The organism is Ideonella livida (assembly GCF_010499455.1).
Taxonomy (GTDB): Bacteria; Pseudomonadota; Gammaproteobacteria; order Burkholderiales; family Burkholderiaceae_C; genus Ideonella; species Ideonella livida.
Map to the genome: position 1 here is coordinate 98,402 of NZ_JAAGOH010000007.1, position 18,609 is coordinate 117,010.

Sequence of the window (18,609 nt, forward strand, 5' to 3'; positions counted from 1 at the left end):
GCTCCATGTCTTCTGCGTCTTCTCGACGCCCCGTGGGGCCGGCCTGGGCCCTGGCGCCCCTGTTTCTGCTGCTGGCGGCTCCCGCCGTCCAGGCCCAATGGCGGCTGGGCGCCAGCTACGGCCTCACCCGCACGGATAACTACTACAAGCAGCCGGACGCCCAGGCCGCCACCGTGCAGCAGGTGCAGCTCGACACCGGCCTGACCCTGCGCCAGGGCCGGCATGGCCTGGACCTGGGCGTGCAGGCCGGCCACCAGCGGGTGAGCCTGGGGGGGCAGGGCCTGCCCACCGTTGGCGGACAGGTCCACTGGACCTGGACCGCCCCGGGGGGCTGGTCCGGCGCGGTGGGCTGGACCCAACGCCAGTCCCGCTACGAGCCGCAGGCCAGCCAGACCGTGGTGGACCAGGACAGCGTGGTGACCAGCCGCAGCACCCAGGCCAGCCTGACCTGGGGCGCCGACCGGCTGCTGCAGGCCAGCCTGTCGGGCAGCCAGGGCAGCACCGCCTACGACCGGGCCAGCCTGTCCGGGCAGAACACCGAGGTGAGGGCACTCTCCCTGGCCCTGCGTGGCCGGTTGGGCAGTGACACCACCCTGAGCCTCACCCCGGGCACCACCTGGAACCGCAGTCCGGCCAGCGGGCAGGAGACCCGGGTGCAGGCCCTGAACCTCGCCCTGGCCTGGGGAGGCAGCGCCTGGATCTCCGGCAACGCCTCGCTGGGGCGTACGCTCAGCGAGCTCCAGCCCCAGGGCACCGAGGCCCGCAGCCGCGTGGGGGGGCTGGGCCTGACGCTCAAGCCTTCCGCGCGCCTGACCTCCAGCCTGCAGTGGTCCCGTCAGGTGGCGGTCAACGCCCTGGCACCGGCCAGCACCACCGGCACCGAGGTCACCACCGACTACCAGCGTGCCTCCCTCACCCAGAACCGTTCGGCCAGCGTGGATTGGCAGCTGGGCCATGCCTTGGGCCTGAGCTTGTCCACCCAGCGTGCGGACGTCTCCCCGCTGGAGGGGGACCGGCTCACGGTCCCCTACCGGCAGACCCGCCACAGCCTGGGTGCCCAGTGGGGCATTGGCCGGCAGGGCCGGCTGCAGTGCAGCCTGGCCGACGTCGCCACGACATCCAGCGCTGCCACCGCGCGCGTCTACGACGAACGCCTCACCCAATGCTCCCTGGGGTGGCAACTCCGCTGACACGCGCAGCGCGGACAATCTCCCGCAGCACCAACACCACCCGGGCCCTGCAGTGCCCGGTCGAGGACAGACAGCATGAAGATCACGGTCATCGGAACCGGCTATGTGGGCCTGGTCACGGGCGCTTGCCTGGCGGAGATGGGCAACCACGTCCTGTGCCTGGATGTGGACCCGCGCAAGATCGAGATCCTCCTGGGCGGCGGCATTCCCATCCACGAGCCGGGCCTGCTGGAGATCGTGCGCCGCAACGCCCAGGCCGGGCGCCTGGAGTTCACCACCGACATCCCGCGCAGCGTGGCCCATGGCACGCTGCAGTTCATCGCCGTGGGCACCCCGCCCGACGAGGACGGCTCGGCCGACCTGCAGTACGTGCTGGCCGCCGCCCGCAACATCGGCCGCCTGATGACCGACTACAAGGTCGTCATCGACAAGAGCACCGTCCCCGTGGGCACTGCCGACAAGGTCCGCGCCGCGGTGCGCGACGAGCTTGAACGCCGCGGCCTGGGCGACACCGCCTTCTCCGTGGTCTCCAACCCCGAGTTCCTCAAGGAAGGGGCGGCGGTGGCCGACTTCACCCGTCCCGACCGTGTCGTGGTGGGGGTGGACGACGGCGACGACCGCGCCGCCATGCTCATGCGCTCGCTCTACGCGCCTTTCGTGCGCAACCGTGACCGCCTGCTGGTCATGGACATCAAGAGCGCCGAGTTCACCAAGTACGCCGCCAACGCCATGCTGGCCACGCGCATCAGCTTCATGAACGAACTCTCGCGCCTGGCCGAGCGCCTGGGGGCGGACATCGAGGCCGTGCGCATCGGCATCGGCTCGGACCCGCGCATCGGCACTCACTTCCTGTACGCCGGCGCCGGCTACGGGGGCAGCTGCTTTCCCAAGGACGTCAAGGCCCTGGCCCGCACCGCGGCCGAGGCCGGCCTGCCCAGCCAGATGATGGGGGCCGTGGAAGCCGTCAACGAGGCGCAGAAGCTGGTGCTGGCCGCCAAGGTTGTCGCCGCCTACGGCGAGGACCTGCGCGGGCGCACCTTTGCCGTGTGGGGCCTGGCCTTCAAGCCCAACACCGACGACATGCGCGAAGCCCCCAGCCGCGTGCTGCTGGCCGAGCTGGTGCGCCGCGGCGCTCGGGTGCAGGCCTACGACCCGGTGGCCGCCGAGGAAGCTGCCCGGGTGCTGGCCCTGGACCTGGGCCAGCACCCGGCCCAGGCCGGCATCCACTTTGCCGCCTCGGCCCAGGAGGCCCTGGCCGGTGCCGACGCCCTGGTCATCGTCACCGAGTGGAAGGAATTCCGCACCCCGGACTTCGAGCAGCTGGCGGCGCGCCTGGCTGACCGCCGGGTCTTCGATGGCCGCAACCTCTATGAGCCGGCCATGATGAAGAGCTTTGGCCTGCGCTATGAGTCCATTGGCCGCCCGGCGGTCTGAGCCTGCCCGCCATGCGGCCGCCGCCCTCACCCGTGGACCAGGGCCTGGCCCCTGCCGCGCCGGACGACCTCCGCGGCTGGCCGGCCTTGGCTGCGGCCCGGCACCAGCAGCAGGCACGGGTGCCTTTCTGGGTGGGGGGGCCGGAGGAGGCCCGTCCTGTCCTGGCCGGCTCGGTGGCCCGGGCCGACCTGCCGGCCCTGGCCGACTGGCCGGCGCTCCTGGCGCTGACGCCCGAAGGGGTCCACCTGCGTTGCCCGGCCGCGGACCGCGACCCGGAGCTGGCGCGGCTGCACCAGGCCCTGCGCCAGCAGGGCCGGATCCGCGCCTGGCGTGACGAGCCTTATCCGCTGCTGGCCGAAGACGGCCGCCATCTGGCGGTGATCGAGCGCGCCGCGGCCCGCTTCTGGGGCGCCATCACCTTTGGCGTGCACTGCAACGGCTACGTGGCCGGCCCCGACGGGCGTCCCACCGGCCTGTGGATCGCCCGGCGTGCCGACCACAAGCCCACCGACCCCGGCCGGCTGGACAACCTGGTGGGTGGCGGCGTGCCCCTGGGCCAGACCCCCCGGCAGGCCCTGTGCCGCGAGGCCTGGGAGGAGGCCGGGCTGCGGACCGAGGAGCTGGTGGGCTTGCGCGCGGGCAGCGTGCTCTCGCTGACCTGCGACCTGCCCGAAGGTTTGCAGCGCGAGTGGCTCCATGTGTACGACCTGGCGCTGCCGGCGGGCCGAGAGCCCTGCAACCAGGACGGCGAGGTGGCCTGGCACCGCCTGATGCCGGTGGCCCAGGCCTTGGCCCTGGCCGCCGCCGGCGAGTTGACAGTGGACGCCAGCCTGGCCACCCTGGACTTCGCCCTGCGCCACGGCCTGTTGGCGGCAGACGCGGCGGCCCCTTTGGCCGCAGCCCTGGCGGCGCTGCGGGTGCCCCCCGAGGCGGCGGCCCGCGTGGATCCGCCGGTGGGGAAATGATTATTCAAAGTTCCTGAAGGGTTGACTTCAATCAACCTGAACTGCCACGGCTTGCAGGCCCCGCACACTGGCGGCATTGCAGATTCCACACCGGCTGTCGCCGGCAGAGAAGCCCGATGGCCACCTCATTCAAAACCACCGAACGCTACACCGGCACCGCTATCGCGCTGCATTGGGTGCTGGCCCTCCTGATCATCGGGGCGTTCGGCATGGGCCTCTACATGACCGACCTGCCCATGTCGCTGCAGCGCGTGAAGCTCTACAACTGGCACAAGTGGGCGGGCGTGTGCATCCTGGCGCTGTCGGTCCTGCGCCTGCTCTGGCGCCTGACCCACCGTCCGCCGGCCGACGTGCCCGGCCCGCGCTGGCAGCAATGGGCCGCGCATGCGGTGCACCATGGCCTGTATGCGCTGTTCTTCGCGGTGCCGCTGGCGGGCTGGGCCTACTCCTCGGCCGCCGGTTTTCCCATCGTGCTGTTCGGCCAGATTCCGCTGCCGGACCTGGTGTCTCCCGACAAGGCCCTGGCCGAACTGATCAAGCCCTGGCACGAGCGCCTGGCCTGGCTGATGGCCCTGCTGGTCCTGGCCCACATCGGCGCCGCCCTCAAGCACCATTTCATTGACCGCGACGGCCTGCTCCACCGCATGCGTCCGGGCCGCGGCTGAAGCCGGGTCCGGTGGCGCCGTCCCCACTGTTTGCCTCCACAGGAGTTACGCCATGTCGCTGATCCACAAGTTCTCCGCCGCCGCGCTGGCGCTGGCTGCCTTTCCCGTGCTGGCCGCCGATCCGGTGGTCGTGCCCACCGGCAGCGAGCTCACCTTCACCGCCCGCCAGATGGGCGTGCCGCTGGAGGGCCGCTTCAAGCAGTGGAGCGCCCAGCTGGCCTTTGACCCCAAGAAGCCCGAGGCCGGCAAGGTCGCCTTCACCCTGCAGATGGGCAGCGCCAGCTTCGGCGCCAAGGAGACCGATGCCGAAGTGCCCAAGGCCGAGTGGTTCAACGTCGCGCGCTTTCCCACCGCCACGTTCCAGTCCAGCGCCATCAAGGGCCTGGGTGGCGGCAAGTTCGAGGTCAGCGGCAAGCTCGCCATCAAGGGCAGCACCCGCGATGTGGTGGTGCCCGTGGCCCTGACCCAGTCCGGCGGCCAGACCACCGCCACCGGCAGCTTCGCCCTCAAGCGCCTGGACTTCAAGATCGGTGAAGGCGAGTGGACCGACACCTCCATCGTCGCCAACGACGTCACCGTCAAGTTCCGCCTGGCCATCACCGGCATGGCGCCGCTGTGAGGCGGCCCGGGCCGCATTCCGTTCCCCTTCCTCCCCACCCCGTTCCCTGATTTCTTAGGAGCCTCACCATGTCCTTCGCCAAGCTGTTCGCCGTCGCCGCCCTGGCTGCCTCTGTCGCCGCCCCGGCCCTGGCCGCCCCGGTCACCTACAACATCGACCCGACGCACACCTTCCCGCGCTTCTCCTACAACCACCTGGGCATGTCCACCCAGCTGAGCAAGTTCAACAAAGTCACCGGCACCGTGGTGTACGACGCCGCCGCCAAGACCGGCGCGGTGGACGTGACCATCGACATGACCTCGGTGGACACCGGCTCCACCGTGTTCAACGGCCACATCCAGGGCGAGGACTTCCTGGACACCGCCAAGTTCCCGACCGCCACCTTCAAGTCCACCAAGGTGGTCTTCGAGGGTGACAAGCCCGCGGCCATCGAAGGCAACCTGACGATCAAGGGCGTGACCAAGCCCGTCACCCTGAAGGTCAGCCACTTCGTCAGCCAGGCCCACCCGATGATGAAGGTGCCTGCCATCGGCGCCGACGCCGCCACCGTCATCAAGCGCACCGAGTTCAACGCCGGCAAGTACGCCCCCTACGTGGGCGACGAGGTGACCATCTCCCTGTCGCTGGAAGCGGTGTCGCCCGCCAAGTGAGCCATGGCGGGCCTGGGGCCCGCCCGCCATCGCGGCCAGCCGCCTGGCCGCGCGCCGCAAAAAAGGGGACCATCTGGTCCCCTTTGTCCTTGGGTCGCGAGCCGGTCTGTCCGGCCGTCCGTGCTCAGGACTTGGCCACCAGCTCGAAGTGCTCCACCGCCGGCGGGGCGGCGAAGAACGGGCCCACGATGGCGCGCCATTCGGCGAAGGCCGGGGACTGGCGGAAGCCCACCGTGTGGTCCTCCAGCGTGTCCCAGAAGATCTGCAGCACGTAGCGCTCGGGGCTTTCGATGCCCTTGTTCACCTTGAAGCCGCGAAAGCCCTGGGCGTGGGCGATCACGGTGTTCAGGCCACGCTGGATGGCCTCGTCGAAGGCGGCCTGCTGGCCCGGCTGGATGCGGATGTCGGCGAGTTCGAGGATCATGTTTCGCTCATGGAGGGGGAGGGGGCGGCGCCCGGTGGGAGCGGGCGCCGGGCGGGCAGTGTGCCACCAGGCCACGGCCTGACAGCTTCATGCCATGGGGGCCGCCTATGATCGCGCCCGCGACCGGCAGGGTGGCGGGCCGACCGGCCCGCGCACCGCAGCGCCGGCCACGGACTGACCTGGAACCCACACCATGACCCGACCCGACGACTGGCGCCGCGACCACGAGGTTGGCGGCCAGAGCGACCTGCCGCCCGCCACCCACGACACCACCCGAGTGGACGACCTGCGCATCGGCGCGGTGCGTCCGCTCATCTCGCCGGCCCTGCTGCTGGACGAGCTGCCCGCGCCCGAGGCCTCCCAGGCGCTGGTGGAGCAGGCCCGCAGCGCGATGTCGCGCATCCTGCACGGCCAGGACGACCGGCTGATCGTGGTGGTGGGGCCCTGCTCCATCCACGACCATGCCCAGGCCATGGACTACGCCCGCCGCTTGAAGGTGGAGGCCGACGCCCTGGCCGGCGAGCTGCTGGTGGTCATGCGGGTGTACTTCGAGAAACCGCGCACCACCGTGGGCTGGAAGGGCTACATCAACGACCCGCGCCTGGACGGCAGCTTCCGCATCAACGAGGGCCTGCGCAAGGCCCGCGAGCTGCTGCTGGACGTGACCTCGCTGGGCCTGCCCACGGCCACCGAATTCCTGGACTTGCTCAGCCCGCAATACGTGGCCGACCTCATCGCCTGGGGCGCCATCGGTGCGCGTACCACCGAGAGCCAGAGCCACCGCCAGCTGGCCTCCGGCCTGTCTTGCCCGGTGGGTTTCAAGAACGGCACCGACGGTGGTGTGAAGGTGGCGGCCGACGCCATCGTCGCCGCCCAGGCGCCGCATGCCTTCATGGGCATGACCAAGATGGGCCAGGCGGCCATCTTCGAGACCCGCGGCAATGCCGACTGCCACGTCATCTTGCGCGGCGGCAAGGCCCCCAACTACAGCGCGGCCGATGTGCAGGCCGCCTGCGCGGCGCTGGCCAAGTCAGGCCTGCGCGAGCAGGTGATGATCGACTTCTCGCATGCCAACTCCGAGAAGCAGCACCGTCGCCAGCTGGCGGTGGGGGCCGACGTGGCGGGACAGATCGCCGGCGGCGAGCACCGCATCACCGGCGTGATGATCGAGAGCCACCTCAGCGAAGGCCGCCAGGACCTGGTGGCCGGTCAGCGCCCGGCCTACGGCGTGTCCGTCACCGACGCCTGCATCGGCTGGGAGGACACCGCCGGCCTGCTGCGGCAGCTGGCGCAGGCCGTCGCCGCCCGCCGCCGCTGAGGCCCTGGCGGGGACGCCGCCCCGGCGCCTCACAGCGGCGCCGGCTGGGCGGCCTGCTCGTCGAACAGCGAGGGGCGGAACATCGCCTCCCCGGGCCGGGCCCAGTCCTCCATGGCCCACAGGCCCAGCTTGAGGGCCGACATGGGCTTGGCGAACAGATGGCCCTGCATCTCCTGGCAGCCCAGGGCCAGCAGGGCGTGGCGCTGGCCCTCGGTCTCCACGCCTTCGGCCACCACGCGCAGCTCCAGGGCGTGGGCCATGCGCACGATGGCGTCCACCACCGCGCGGGCGTCCGGGCTGTGCTCGATGTCCAAGAACAGCGCCCGGTCGATCTTGATCTGGGCGATGTCAAGCCGGCGCAGCAGCGAGAAGTTGCAGTAGCCCATGCCGAAGTCGTCGATAGCCAGCTTCACCCCGGTGGCCGCCAGCCGGCGCATGCGCTCCAGCGACTGCTCGTCCATCAGCGCCGTCTCGACGATCTCCAGGGTCAGCTGCGCCGGGTCGATGCCCTGCTGCTCCACCGTCTGGCGCACCAGCGTGTGCAGGTCCCCCTGCTGCAGTTGCAGGGCGGAGACGTTGATGGACAGCCGCATGCGCAGGCCCTGCGTGCGCCAGCGCCGCAGCTGGCCGCAGGCCTGCTGCACCACCCAGCGCGCCAGCCGCCCCGACAGCCCGGCCTGCTCGGCCAGCGGCAGGAAGGTGGCGGGCATCACCAGGCCGCGCTGCGGATGGTTCCAGCGCAGCAGCGCCTCGGCCCCGGTGATCTGGCCACTGCGGCCGTCCACCTTGGGCTGGTAGACCAGCTCCAGCTCGTCTTGCTCCACGGCGCTCATCAGGTCCTGGCGCAGGTCGAACTGCTCGCGGCCTTCCGGGTCCATGCCCGGCTCGTAGAACATGTAGCCATGGCCGCCCTGGCGTTTGGTGGCGTACATGGCGGCGTCGGCCGCGGCCACCAGGCGGCGTCCGGGCACCATGTCCGGACTGATGGCGATGCCGATGGAGCAGCCCAGGGTGGCGGTGCCGCCGGCGGCCAGGCGGTAGGGCTGGCCGATCAGGTCCATGAGTTGGCGGGCGGTGGCCGCGGCCCCGGCCCGCCCGCCGGGCGACTCCGCCAGCAGCAGGAACTCGTCGCCGCCGATGCGCGCCACCTCGTCGCCCACCTTGCGCAGGCCGCGCAGGCGCCGTCCCATCTCGCGCAGCAGCGCGTCGCCGGTGGCGTGGCCGTAGGTGTCGTTGACCGGCTTGAAACCGTCCAGGTCGATGAACATCACCGCCACATGGCCCTGGCGCGCTTCGGCCCGGCTCAGGGCCTGCAGCAGCCGCTCCTCAAACCAGGCGCGGTTGGGCAGGCCGGTGAGCGGGTCGAGCTGGGCGTTCTCCTGCAGGCGGCGCTTGGCCTCGCCCAGCGAGCGTTGGGTGACGGCCAGCTGGTGGTCCAGGCGCAGCTGGTGGCGCGCGGCGCCGGCCATCAGCCACAGGCTCAGCAGGGCCAGGCCCAGGCCGGCGGCGCTGGCCAGGCGCTCGGTGCCGCTGCTGGCCAGTGCCGCGGCCGGGGCCAGGGCGGTGCACAGGCCCAGCGCCAGGCACTGGGCCAGCACCAGGGGCAGGGCCTGCAGCGCATCGGCCCAGCCGCGGGTGGCCGGGTGGCGCATCAGCCCCAGGGACAGGCCCCAGCCCAGCAGCTGCAGCGCCCACACCCCCGCCAGCAAGCCCAGCCCGGGCGCCTGCCCGCCGTGGCCCACCGCCGCGGCGGCGGTCCAGAGCGTGGCCATCACCACGGCCTCCCAGGCGGTCTGGCGCCAGGCCGGCGCGGCCGGCAGCGCGGCCAGGGGCAGCAGCCACAGCACGGCCACGCCCAGGCCGGCCACCCCGGCGGCGGCCAGACCGCTGCCCGGCGTCAGGCCGTCCAGGCCGGTCAGCGTCAGCAGCCAGGCGCTGGTGGACAGGCTCAGGCCCACGGTGAGCCCCAGGCCCTGGGCCCATTCCCAGCGTCGTCGGGTATCGGTCTGCCCCAGCTGCTGGGCGCCGGAGTGCACCAGGCTCAGGGTGAGCCAGGCCAGGCTGGCCGCCAGCACGGCGGCCAGCCCCCAGCTCAGCAGGTGGAGTAGGGGCGGCAGGGGCAGGGCGGCATTGGACATGGCCCCTGGGCTATCGGCGCCGCAGGGCGCCGGCTTGAGCCCGCTGCGCCCGGCGGCTCAGTGCAGGGTCGGCACGACATCGCCCAGGTGGGCGTAGCGGGCCACCAGCTCGGCCAGGCCTTCCTGGTCGTCGGCCTGCGCCAGGTCCAGCGCGGCGTGGTGGAAGGCCTCGGCCACCGCCCCGCTCATGTAAAGCGAGTGGTAGGTCTGGCGGTGGTGGATCTCGAACCCCAGGGGCGCCGACGGACCGGCCGCATCGCCGGCGGGTCCGTCGGCCAGGTCGATCTGCAGGACCAGGTAGGGGCCGGATTCGCAGAACAGACGCATGACACGACTCCTTCAAACGGAAGGAGCAGGTGGGGATGCGGGCCGGACCTTTCAAGGCCCGGCCGGGCCGGCGTCAGGCCATCACGCTCAGGGCGCTGCTGCGCTCGCCGTCATGGGTGCTGGCGCTGGCGGAGGTGCCGCCATAGGCCTGTTCCAGGGCCTGCTGCAGCTGGCTGATGAACTCGCCCAGCTCGCTCTGGCTGAGCTGGCCGCTGGCGTCGCTGTCGATCTGGTCGAACAGCGCTTGCAGCGCGTCCTCGCTGTCCCCGCTGCTGGCGCTGTCGCCGGACGGCGGCTCCCCGGGGGGCGGCCCCGGCGGCGGGCCCTGGGGCCGCTCCGCCTCGAAGGCGCTGATTTCCTCGCTGGCCAGGCTGCCGTCGCCGTCGCTGTCCACGGCCTGGAACAGGGCCTGCGCCTGCGCATCGGCGCCGTCCAGGCCGAACTCCTCGCCGCTGACGGTGCCGTCGCCGTCGCTGTCCAAGTCGCCCAGCGCCGGCGGCCCGGAGGCCGCCAGGCCCTGGGTGCTCTGGCCCAGGCCCCAGGCCGCCGGAGGCGGCCCGGGCGGGGGCTCGGGCGGGCTGCCGCGGGCCGCCCCGGTGCTGCTGCTGGACGAGGCGGTTTCACCGTCCACCGCGAAGTTGGCCGTGGTGGCCCCCGTCGCGCTGGTGGCGCTGGAGGCGGTGGAGGCGCCCCGCTGCGATTGGGTCAGGCTCCACAAGGCGGCCGCCAGGCCGCCGCCGCTGCTGCTGGATACGTGCATGCTCAACTCCCCGGGCGGGCGCAGGAGGGGCCGGCCCTCGGGCCCGCCACGCGGCCGGACCCCACCCCATGCCACCGTCCGCGCAGCCCAGAGACTAGGCCGATGGCTCAGGGTCAACCCGTACTGGAAGCCCGCCACCGGCCCGCAGATCGTGCCCGGGTACACCGGGCAGCAACATTGCCGCGCCGTGTGTGACGCCTGCCGCACCCTGGCCGCGCCCTGCTCAGCGCCGGAAGCGTCCGCCCTCGTCCACGATGGCCAGGTCGGCGTAGTCCAGGCCGCTGTGGTCGGTGGGGCTGAAGCTCACCTCCAGGCCGCCAATGTCCACGGCGCGGAAGGTCTCCAGCGCCGCGCGCAGCGCTTCGCGCGTGGGCGACTTGCCGGCGCGGCGCAGGCCCTCCACCAGCACCTTGGCCGCGGCAAAGCCCTCGACCATGGCGGGGGTGAGCTCGCCCTGCCCCCCCTGGGCCTTGAGCAGGTCGCGCGCCTCCTTGATCATCAGGCTGGCCATGGACCGCTCATAGGGGAACACCTGGGCCACCACCATGCCGCGCGCATGCTCGCCCAGGCTTTTGATGAAACCGGCCGAGGCGTTGTTGGACAGCGTCACCCCCTGCGCCTTGGAGCCCGCGGCGCGCAGCTGCTTCATGCCGTCGGCCACCATGGCGCCCGAGCCGATGAAGAACACCGCCTGCGCGTCGGTCTTCACCACCTTGGCGATGACGGGCGCCAGGTCCGGCTTGTCGCGGTTGAACTTCTCATGCGCCACCGGCTTGCGGCCCACGGCCTCAAAACCGCGCATGGCGCCGGTGGCCGCGTCCTCGCCAAAGCTGTCGTCCACCTGGACCAGGGCCACGCGCTCCACGCCCAGCAGGCTCAGGTGGCGGATGGCGCGCTCGGCCTCGCGCTGGTAGCTGGCGCGCACGTTGAACACCCAGGGGTGGACCGGCTGGTGCAGCGCCATGGCGCCGGTGGACGGGCCCACCAGCGGCACCTTGGCCTGCGCCAGCAGCGGCAGGATGGCCTGGGTGTGGGGCGTGCCGCGGGTCAGGAACAAGGCGGTCACCCCCTGGTCGATCAGCTGCCGGGCGTTTTCGGCGGCCAGGGCGGGCTGGAACTTGTCGTCCAGCGAGACCAGCTCCACGGTCTGGCCGTTCACCCCGCCGGCGCGGTTGACCGCGTCCAGGTAGAGCTTGGCCCCGTCGGTGGTCTCCTTGACACCTGCCGCCACCGCGCCCGAGAAGCCGGCCGTCTGGCCGATGCGGATCTGGGCGGCGGCCGGCAGGCCGGCCAGCAAGGCCAGGCCCAGCAGGCTCAGGCGCGTCAACCGGCCCAGGCCGGTGTGCAGGGGTCTCGTCAGCATCGTGTCTCCTCAAGGATGGGACGGACCCATTCTGGCCAGCGCAGCCCGCGCCGGCGTCCGCGTTGACGCGGATGGGGGCAACCCTGAGTGCCGGGCGGGGCTTGCCGGCCGGTGCCGCCCCGGGGGCGGGCCCGCCGTGCCAACATAGCCGGTTCCCCCGCGCTCCACCCCCAGCAGAGACACGCACGCCATGTCCTCCGGCCTCATCCACATCCGCGGCGCCCGCCAGCACAACCTCAAGAACCTCGACCTGGACCTTCGCACCGGCGAGCTGACGGTGGTCACCGGGCCCAGCGGCTCGGGCAAGTCCAGCCTGGTGTTTGACACGCTGTATGCCGAAGGCCAGCGGCGCTACGTGGAGACCTTCAGCGCCTACGCCCGGCAGTTCCTGGACCGCATGGACCGGCCGGCGGTGGATCAGGTGGACGGCGTGCCGCCGGCCATCGCCATCGACCAGACCAACCCGGTGCGCACCAGCCGCTCCACCGTGGGGACGATGACGGAGCTGAACGACCACCTCAAGCTGCTCTACGCCCGCGCCGCCCAGCTGTTTGACCGGCAGACCGCACTGCCGGTGCGCCACGACACGCCCGACACCATTGCCGACGATCTGCGGGCCCGTGCCGAGGCCGTGGGGGACCCGCGCCTGGTCCTCACCTTCCCGGTGGAATTGCCGGCCAACACCACGCCCGAGCAGCTGGCGCAGTGGCTGGAGGCCAGCGGTTTCTCGCGGGTGCAGGCCGAGCGCGAGCACGAAGGCAAGAAGCTGCTGGACGTGGTGGCTGACCGTTTCCGCCTGGGCGGCGCCGAGCGCGCACGGCTGATGGAGGCCATTGAGCTGTCGCTCAAGCGCGGCGGCGGCCGCATGACGGTCTATGCCCTGCAAGAGGCCGGCGAGCCGCTGCTGTGGCGCTACTCCACCGGCCTGCACTGCCCCGAGAGCGACCTGCGCTACGGCGAGCCGCAGCCGGCGTTGTTCAGCTTCAACTCCGCCTACGGCGCCTGCGAGACCTGCCGCGGCTTTGGCCGGGTGATCGGGGTGGACTTCGGCCTGGTGATCCCGGACGAGCGCAAGACCCTGCGCAACGGCGCCATCAAGCCACTGCAGACCCCGGCCTGGAAAGAATGCCAGGACGACCTGATCAAGTACGCCGGCGAGGCCGGCATCCCGCGTGACACCGCCTGGAGCCAGCTGAGCGCCGAGCACCGCCACTGGGTGCTGGAGGGCTCACCCCACTGGAGTGGCAACTGGAACAAGCAGTGGTACGGCGTGCGCCGTTTCTTCGAGTACCTGGAGAGCAAGGCCTACAAGATGCACATCCGCGTGCTCTTGTCCAAGTACCGCAGCTACACCGAATGCCCATCCTGCCGCGGCGCGCGGCTCAAGACCGAGGCGCTGCAGTGGCGCCTGGGCAGCCAGGCCAATGCCGACGCGGTGCTGCCGCCCGCGCAGCGCTTCCTGCCCCAGGGCGTGGACTGGAGCCGCGCCCAGCTGGAGGCGCTGCCGGGCCTGTCGCTGCACGACCTGATGCAGCTGCCCATCGAGCGCCTGCGCCGCTTCTTTGCCGAGCTGAGCCTGCCCGACCACCTGCGTGATGAAGCCTTCAAGCTGCTGCTCGAAGAAGTGCAGCACCGCCTGAAGTACCTGTGCGACGTGGGCCTGGGCTACCTGACGCTGGACCGCCAGAGCCGCACCCTCAGCGGCGGCGAGGTGCAGCGTATCAACCTGACCACCGCGCTGGGCACCAGCCTGGTGAACACGCTGTTCGTGCTGGACGAGCCCAGCATCGGCCTGCACCCGCGCGACATGGACCGCATCAACCAGGCCATGCTGCGCCTGCGCGACGCCGGCAACACCCTGGTGGTGGTGGAGCACGACCCGGCCGTGATGCTGGCCGCCGATCGCCTGATCGACATGGGCCCCGGCCCGGGCGAGAAGGGCGGCCAGATCGTGTTTGACGGCCCGCCGGCGGCCGCCCGCGAGGCCGACACCCTGACCGGCGCCTACCTGGGCGGCCGCAAGAGCGTGGGCATGGGCTTCAAGCGCTTTGTGGACGCGAGCACGCCCCGGCTCATCCTGGAAGGCGCGCGCCAGAACAACCTGAAGAACCTGACGGTGGAGTTCCCGCTGCAGCGCCTGACGGTGGTAACCGGCGTGTCCGGCTCGGGCAAGAGCACCTTGGTGCAGGACGTGCTGGTGCCCGCGCTCTACCGCCACTTTGGCAAGACCACCGAGGCCCCCGGCGCCCACGACCGCCTGCTGGGCGCTGACTGGCTGGCCGACGTGGCCTTTGTGGACCAGTCGCCCATCGGCAAGACGGCGCGCTCCAACCCGGCCAGCTACGTGGGCGCGTTTGACGAGATCCGCAAGCTCTTCGCCAACGCGACGCTGGCGCAGGAGCGCGGCTACGCCGCCGGCATGTTCAGCTTCAACGCCGGCGACGGGCGCTGCCCCAGCTGCGGTGGCTCGGGCTTTGAGCATGTGGAGATGCAGTTCCTCTCCGACGTGTACCTGCGCTGCCCCGACTGCGACGGCCGCCGCTACCGCGCCGAGATCCTGGACGTGAAGATCGAGCGCGTCGGCCGCCAGCTCTCCGTGAGCGATGTGCTGGAGCTGACGGTGAGCGAGGCCGTGCAAGCCTTCGCTAAAGACCGTGAGGTGCTGCGCAGCCTGCAGCCCATCGTGGACGTGGGCCTCGATTACGTGCGCCTGGGTCAGCCGGTGCCCACCCTCTCCGGCGGTGAGGCCCAGCGCCTGAAGCTGGCCGGCTTTTTGGCCGAGGCCGCCGGCCAGCCACGCCAGGCCGTGGCCAAAAAGGGCACGCTGTTCATCTTTGACGAGCCCACCACCGGCCTGCACTTTGACGACATCGCCAAGCTCATGCGCGCCCTGCGCAAGCTGCTGGAGGCCGGCCACTCGCTGCTGGTGATCGAGCACAACCTGGACGTCATCCGCTCGGCCGACTGGCTCATTGACCTGGGCCCCGAAGGGGGTGACGCCGGCGGCGCCGTGGTGGCCCAGGGCACGCCGGAAGAACTGCGCGCCCATCCCACCTCCCACACCGGCCGCGCCCTGGCCGACTACGAGGGGGCCATCGTGCTGCCCGGGCAGGCGGCAGCCAAGAAGGCTGTGGACAAGTCTGTGGGCAAGGCCAAAGGGAAGTCCCCGGCCCTGGTGGCCGAAGAGGCGGCCGGCAGCTACCTGGCCACACGGGTGCGCCAGCAACGCGCCGCGGCGGACGAGGCCATCCGCATCGAGAACTTGACCCATGACGAGGCCATCCGCATCGTCAATGCCCGCGAGCACAACTTGAAGAGCCTGAACGTGGACATCCCACGCGGCAAGTTCACCGTGGTCACGGGCGTCTCCGGCTCGGGCAAGAGCACCCTGGCCTTTGACATCCTGTTCAACGAAGGCCAGCGCCGCTACCTGGAGAGCCTGAACGCCTACGCCCGCTCCATCGTGCAGCCCGCCGGCCGGCCCGAGGTGGACGCGGTCTGGGGCATTCCGCCCACCGTGGCCATTGAGCAGCGCCTCTCGCGCGGCGGCCGCAAGAGCACCGTGGCCACCACCACCGAGGTCTGGCACTTCCTGCGCCTGCTGTGGGTCAAGCTGGGCACCCAGCACTGCGTGCACGACGGCGCCCCGGTCAAGCCGCAAAGCGCCGAGAGCATCCTGGCGCAGATCCTGCGCGACCACAAAGGCCAGCACATCGGCCTGCTCGCCCCCTTGGTGGTGGCGCGCAAGGGCATCTACAACGACCTGGCCAAATGGGCCCGCAACCGGGGCCACAGCCACCTGCGGGTGGACGGCGAGTTCCTGCCCACCGAGGGCTGGCCCAAGCTGGACCGCTTCAAGGAGCACACCCTGGAGCTGCCGGTGGGCGACCTGATCGTCAAGCCGGAGAACGAGGCCGAGCTGCGCCGCCTGCTGACCGAGGCGCTGGACGCCGGCAAGGGCGTGCTGCACCTGCTGGCCCCGCTGGACGGCCTGGCCGAGCGGCTGGAGAACGGCGAGCCCACGCTGGGCATCGGCAGCATCAAGGTCTTCTCCACCCGCCGCGCCTGCCCGCAATGCGGCACCAGCTACCCCGAGCTGGACCCGCGCCTGTTCAGCTACAACAGCAAGCACGGCTGGTGCACCGGTTGCGTGGGCACCGGCCTGGCCCTGAGCCGCGAGCAGCGCAAGGCCCTGGACGACAGCGTCAAGGACGACGAGAACAAGGGCCGCGAACAGAGCTTTGCCGCCGAAGAGCCCGAGGTCGAAGGCCTCACGCAGGAACCCTGCCCCGAGTGCCACGGCGCCCGCCTCAACCCCCAGGCCCGCCAGGTGCGCTTTGCCCAGCACGGCATCCACGAAGTGGCGCAGTGGAGCGTGGCCGACACCCGCCGCTGGGTGGAGACGCTGGAGAACGCCGGCGAGCTGTCAGACCGCGAAACCGGCATCGCCCGCGACGTGATCACCGAGATCAAGAGCCGCCTGCAGTTTCTGGAGGAGGTGGGCCTGGGCTACCTGACGCTGGACCGCGCCGCCCCCACCCTGAGCGGCGGCGAGGCCCAGCGCATCCGCCTGGCCGCCCAGCTGGGCAGCCACCTGCAGGGCGTGTGCTACGTGCTGGACGAGCCCACCATCGGCCTGCACCCGCGCGACAACGGCATCCTGCTGGGCGCGCTGGAAAAGCTGGGCGCCAGCGGCAACACCCTGGTGGTGGTGGAGCATGACGAGGACACCATCCGCCGCGCCGACCATGTGATCGACATCGGCCCCGGCGCCGGCCGCCGGGGCGGCCAGCTGGTGGCCCAAGGCACGCCGGCGCAGATCCAGGCTGCCGAAGGCTCGCTCACCGGCCAGTGCCTGGCCCAGCCCATGCGGCACCCGCTGCAGCCGCGCCGTGCCCTCGCGGCCGACGGCCCGGCCCTGCAGCTGCGCGGCGCCGCCCTGCACAACCTGCAGCAGGTGGATGTGGACGTGCCGCTGGCCCGCTTGGTGGCGGTGACCGGTGTCTCCGGCTCCGGCAAGAGCACCTTGGCGCGCGACGTGCTGCTGGCCAACGTGGCCGCGCTGGTGGCCGCCCAAGGCCAGGGCAAGCAGCGCAAGGGCGAGGCCGAGGTGCTGGCCAGCCAGCCCCTGCTGGGCTGCCGCACCCTGACCGGCTGGAGCGCCGTGGACCGCGTGCTGGAGGTGGACCAGACCCCCATCGGCAAGACCCCGCGCTCCTGCCCCGCCACCTACATCGGCTTCTGGGACGCCATCCGCAAGCTCTTTGCCGAGACGCTGGAGGCCAAGGCCCGTGGTTACACGGCCGCGCGCTTTTCCTTCAACACCGGCCCGGGCCGCTGCCATGCCTGCGAAGGCCAGGGCCTGCGCACCATCGAGATGAGCTTCCTGCCCGACGTGAAGGTGCCCTGCGACGTGTGCCACGGCCAGCGTTTCAACAGCGAAACCCTCTCGGCCACCTGGCGCGGCAAGAGCATCGGCGAGGTGCTGGACATGGCGGTGGACGAGGCGGTGGACTTCTTCGCCAGCATGCCCAGCATCGCCCACCCGCTGAAGCTGCTGCAGGACGTGGGCCTGGGCTACCTCACCCTGGGCCAGCCCAGCCCCACCCTGAGCGGCGGCGAGGCCCAGCGCATCAAACTCGTCACCGAACTCACCAAGGTGCGCGACGACGTGGGCCGCCGTGGCCAGAAGGCCCCGCACACCCTCTACGTGCTGGACGAGCCCACCGTGGGCCTGCACATGGCCGACGTCGGCAAGCTCATCCGCGTGCTGCACCGCCTGGTGGACGCCGGCCACAGCGTGGTGGTCATCGAGCACGACCTCGACGTCATCGCCGAAGCCGACTGGGTGATCGACCTGGGGCCCGACGGCGGCACCGGCGGTGGCCGCCTGGCCTGCGTGGGCACGCCCGAGCAGGTGGTGGCCGCCGGCACCCACACCGGCGTGGCGCTGGCGCCGGTGTTGGGGCGGTGAGCCGCCACAATGCCCGTCCCATGAAGTACTCGATCTGCACCCTGGTCACCCGGCCGCAGGAATACGCGGAGATGCGGCAGTCTTTCGAGGCCCGAGGCTTTGCCGGGCCGGACTGCGAGTACCTGCAGGTGGACAACAGCGCGGGCAACACCCGCACCGCCTACGACGGGCTGAACCACCTGATCAGCCAGTCCCGCGGGGAGTACTTGGTGCTTTGCCATCAGGACGTGCTGTTGCATGCCGACGGCCGTGCCGAGCTGGACGCCGCGCTGGCGGCGCTGACCGCGGCAGCGCCGGCCTGGGGCGTGTGCGGCAACGCGGGGGCCCTGGCCGACGGGCGGATTGCCCTGCGCATGAGCGATCCGCATGGGGCCGACCGCTCACTGGGCACGCTGCCGGCGCAGGTGCAGAGCCTGGACGAGAACTTTCTGGTGCTGCGCCGCGCGGCCAACCTGGGTTTCAGCCACGACCTCCAGGGCTTCCACCTCTACGGCACCGACATCTGCCTGGTGGCCCGGGTGCTGGGGCGCACAGCGCATGTGATCGACTTCCACCTGCACCACAAGAGCGGTGGGCGCCTGTCGCCCGATTTCTGGGTGGAGCGTGAGCGCTTTGTGGACAAGTGGTGCCGGTTGCTGCCGCCCCAGTGTGTCTACACCACCTGCACGCAGATGTACCTGTCGCCCCACCGGTGGCTGCGGCGCTGGCTGGCGGGGCCGCGGGCCCAGGCGCGCCGCTGGCGCCGGCTGCGCCCGGCCACCGGGCGTCCGGCCTGAGCCGGC

14 protein-coding genes are annotated in these 18,609 nt (G+C 71.5%); 9 read left to right on the top strand and 5 right to left on the bottom strand.

Annotation, left to right across the window (positions count from 1 at the left end):
* Positions 1-5: 5 nt before the first annotated feature.
* The 6 genes from G3A44_RS08105 to G3A44_RS08130 all read left to right on the top strand — a co-directional run bounded on the left by G3A44_RS08105 (position 6) and on the right by G3A44_RS08130 (position 5,523).
* Positions 6-1,190, top strand: coding sequence for a hypothetical protein (locus G3A44_RS08105; RefSeq protein WP_163457005.1), 1,185 nt, complete (start codon positions 6-8; stop codon positions 1,188-1,190).
* 75 nt (positions 1,191-1,265) lie between these two features.
* The gene (locus G3A44_RS08110; protein WP_163457006.1) at positions 1,266-2,624 is read left to right on the top strand and encodes a UDP-glucose dehydrogenase family protein; all 1,359 of its coding nucleotides are present in this window, start codon (positions 1,266-1,268) and stop codon (positions 2,622-2,624) included.
* Positions 2,625-2,635: 11 nt separating this feature from the next.
* A complete protein-coding gene (locus tag G3A44_RS08115) occupies positions 2,636-3,589 on the top strand; it encodes an NUDIX hydrolase (protein ID WP_163457007.1) in 954 nt (317 codons plus the stop codon).
* Between the two features lie 116 nt (positions 3,590-3,705).
* Entirely contained in the window at positions 3,706-4,254 is a 549-nt protein-coding gene (locus G3A44_RS08120; RefSeq protein ID WP_163457008.1) for a cytochrome b, read from the top strand.
* Positions 4,255-4,306: 52 nt separating this feature from the next.
* Positions 4,307-4,873: a YceI family protein gene (locus G3A44_RS08125; protein ID WP_163457009.1), complete on the top strand. Its 567-nt coding sequence runs from the start codon at positions 4,307-4,309 to the stop codon at positions 4,871-4,873.
* A 68-nt stretch (positions 4,874-4,941) separates the two neighbouring features.
* On the top strand, positions 4,942-5,523 hold the full coding sequence (locus G3A44_RS08130) for a YceI family protein (RefSeq protein WP_163457010.1): 582 nt from the start codon (positions 4,942-4,944) through the stop codon (positions 5,521-5,523).
* Between the two features lie 124 nt (positions 5,524-5,647).
* Here G3A44_RS08130 and G3A44_RS08135 read toward each other — a convergent pair whose 3' ends face one another.
* The gene (locus G3A44_RS08135) at positions 5,648-5,947 is read right to left on the bottom strand and encodes an antibiotic biosynthesis monooxygenase family protein (RefSeq protein ID WP_163457011.1); all 300 of its coding nucleotides are present in this window, start codon (positions 5,945-5,947) and stop codon (positions 5,648-5,650) included.
* 193 nt (positions 5,948-6,140) lie between these two features.
* Here G3A44_RS08135 and G3A44_RS08140 point away from each other — a divergent pair, with 193 nt between their 5' ends.
* Positions 6,141-7,265, top strand: coding sequence for a 3-deoxy-7-phosphoheptulonate synthase (locus tag G3A44_RS08140; protein WP_163457012.1), 1,125 nt, complete (start codon positions 6,141-6,143; stop codon positions 7,263-7,265).
* Between the two features lie 29 nt (positions 7,266-7,294).
* Here G3A44_RS08140 and G3A44_RS08145 read toward each other — a convergent pair whose 3' ends face one another.
* The 4 genes from G3A44_RS08145 to G3A44_RS08160 form a co-directional block, all read right to left on the bottom strand.
* Positions 7,295-9,403, bottom strand: a complete 2,109-nt coding sequence (locus G3A44_RS08145) for a putative bifunctional diguanylate cyclase/phosphodiesterase (protein ID WP_163457013.1) — start codon at positions 9,401-9,403, stop codon at positions 7,295-7,297.
* 57 nt (positions 9,404-9,460) lie between these two features.
* Positions 9,461-9,730, bottom strand: coding sequence for a DUF3567 family protein (locus G3A44_RS08150; protein ID WP_163457014.1), 270 nt, complete (start codon positions 9,728-9,730; stop codon positions 9,461-9,463).
* Between the two features lie 73 nt (positions 9,731-9,803).
* Positions 9,804-10,490 (bottom strand): EF-hand domain-containing protein, encoded by a 687-nt coding sequence (locus G3A44_RS08155; RefSeq protein WP_163457015.1) that lies wholly within the window; start codon positions 10,488-10,490, stop codon positions 9,804-9,806.
* A gap of 223 nt (positions 10,491-10,713) precedes the next feature.
* Positions 10,714-11,853 (bottom strand): ABC transporter substrate-binding protein, encoded by a 1,140-nt coding sequence (locus tag G3A44_RS08160; protein ID WP_163457016.1) that lies wholly within the window; start codon positions 11,851-11,853, stop codon positions 10,714-10,716.
* Between the two features lie 190 nt (positions 11,854-12,043).
* Here G3A44_RS08160 and uvrA point away from each other — a divergent pair, with 190 nt between their 5' ends.
* Positions 12,044-17,827, top strand: a complete 5,784-nt coding sequence (gene uvrA, locus G3A44_RS08165) for an excinuclease ABC subunit UvrA (RefSeq protein ID WP_163457017.1) — start codon at positions 12,044-12,046, stop codon at positions 17,825-17,827.
* A 20-nt stretch (positions 17,828-17,847) separates the two neighbouring features.
* A complete protein-coding gene (locus tag G3A44_RS08170) occupies positions 17,848-18,603 on the top strand; it encodes an acyl esterase (protein ID WP_163457018.1) in 756 nt (251 codons plus the stop codon).
* The last annotated feature ends 6 nt before the right edge of the window (positions 18,604-18,609 follow it).

Coding starts and splice junctions, on each gene's coding strand:
- G3A44_RS08105 (WP_163457005.1), top strand. CDS start 6: ATGTCTTCTGCGTCTTCTCGACGCCCCGTGGGGCCGGCCTGGGCCCTG.
- G3A44_RS08110 (WP_163457006.1), top strand. CDS start 1,266: ATGAAGATCACGGTCATCGGAACCGGCTATGTGGGCCTGGTCACGGGC.
- G3A44_RS08115 (WP_163457007.1), top strand. CDS start 2,636: ATGCGGCCGCCGCCCTCACCCGTGGACCAGGGCCTGGCCCCTGCCGCG.
- G3A44_RS08120 (WP_163457008.1), top strand. CDS start 3,706: ATGGCCACCTCATTCAAAACCACCGAACGCTACACCGGCACCGCTATC.
- G3A44_RS08125 (WP_163457009.1), top strand. CDS start 4,307: ATGTCGCTGATCCACAAGTTCTCCGCCGCCGCGCTGGCGCTGGCTGCC.
- G3A44_RS08130 (WP_163457010.1), top strand. CDS start 4,942: ATGTCCTTCGCCAAGCTGTTCGCCGTCGCCGCCCTGGCTGCCTCTGTC.
- G3A44_RS08135 (WP_163457011.1), bottom strand. CDS start 5,947: ATGATCCTCGAACTCGCCGACATCCGCATCCAGCCGGGCCAGCAGGCC.
- G3A44_RS08140 (WP_163457012.1), top strand. CDS start 6,141: ATGACCCGACCCGACGACTGGCGCCGCGACCACGAGGTTGGCGGCCAG.
- G3A44_RS08145 (WP_163457013.1), bottom strand. CDS start 9,403: ATGTCCAATGCCGCCCTGCCCCTGCCGCCCCTACTCCACCTGCTGAGC.
- G3A44_RS08150 (WP_163457014.1), bottom strand. CDS start 9,730: ATGCGTCTGTTCTGCGAATCCGGCCCCTACCTGGTCCTGCAGATCGAC.
- G3A44_RS08155 (WP_163457015.1), bottom strand. CDS start 10,490: ATGCACGTATCCAGCAGCAGCGGCGGCGGCCTGGCGGCCGCCTTGTGG.
- G3A44_RS08160 (WP_163457016.1), bottom strand. CDS start 11,853: ATGCTGACGAGACCCCTGCACACCGGCCTGGGCCGGTTGACGCGCCTG.
- uvrA (WP_163457017.1), top strand. CDS start 12,044: ATGTCCTCCGGCCTCATCCACATCCGCGGCGCCCGCCAGCACAACCTC.
- G3A44_RS08170 (WP_163457018.1), top strand. CDS start 17,848: ATGAAGTACTCGATCTGCACCCTGGTCACCCGGCCGCAGGAATACGCG.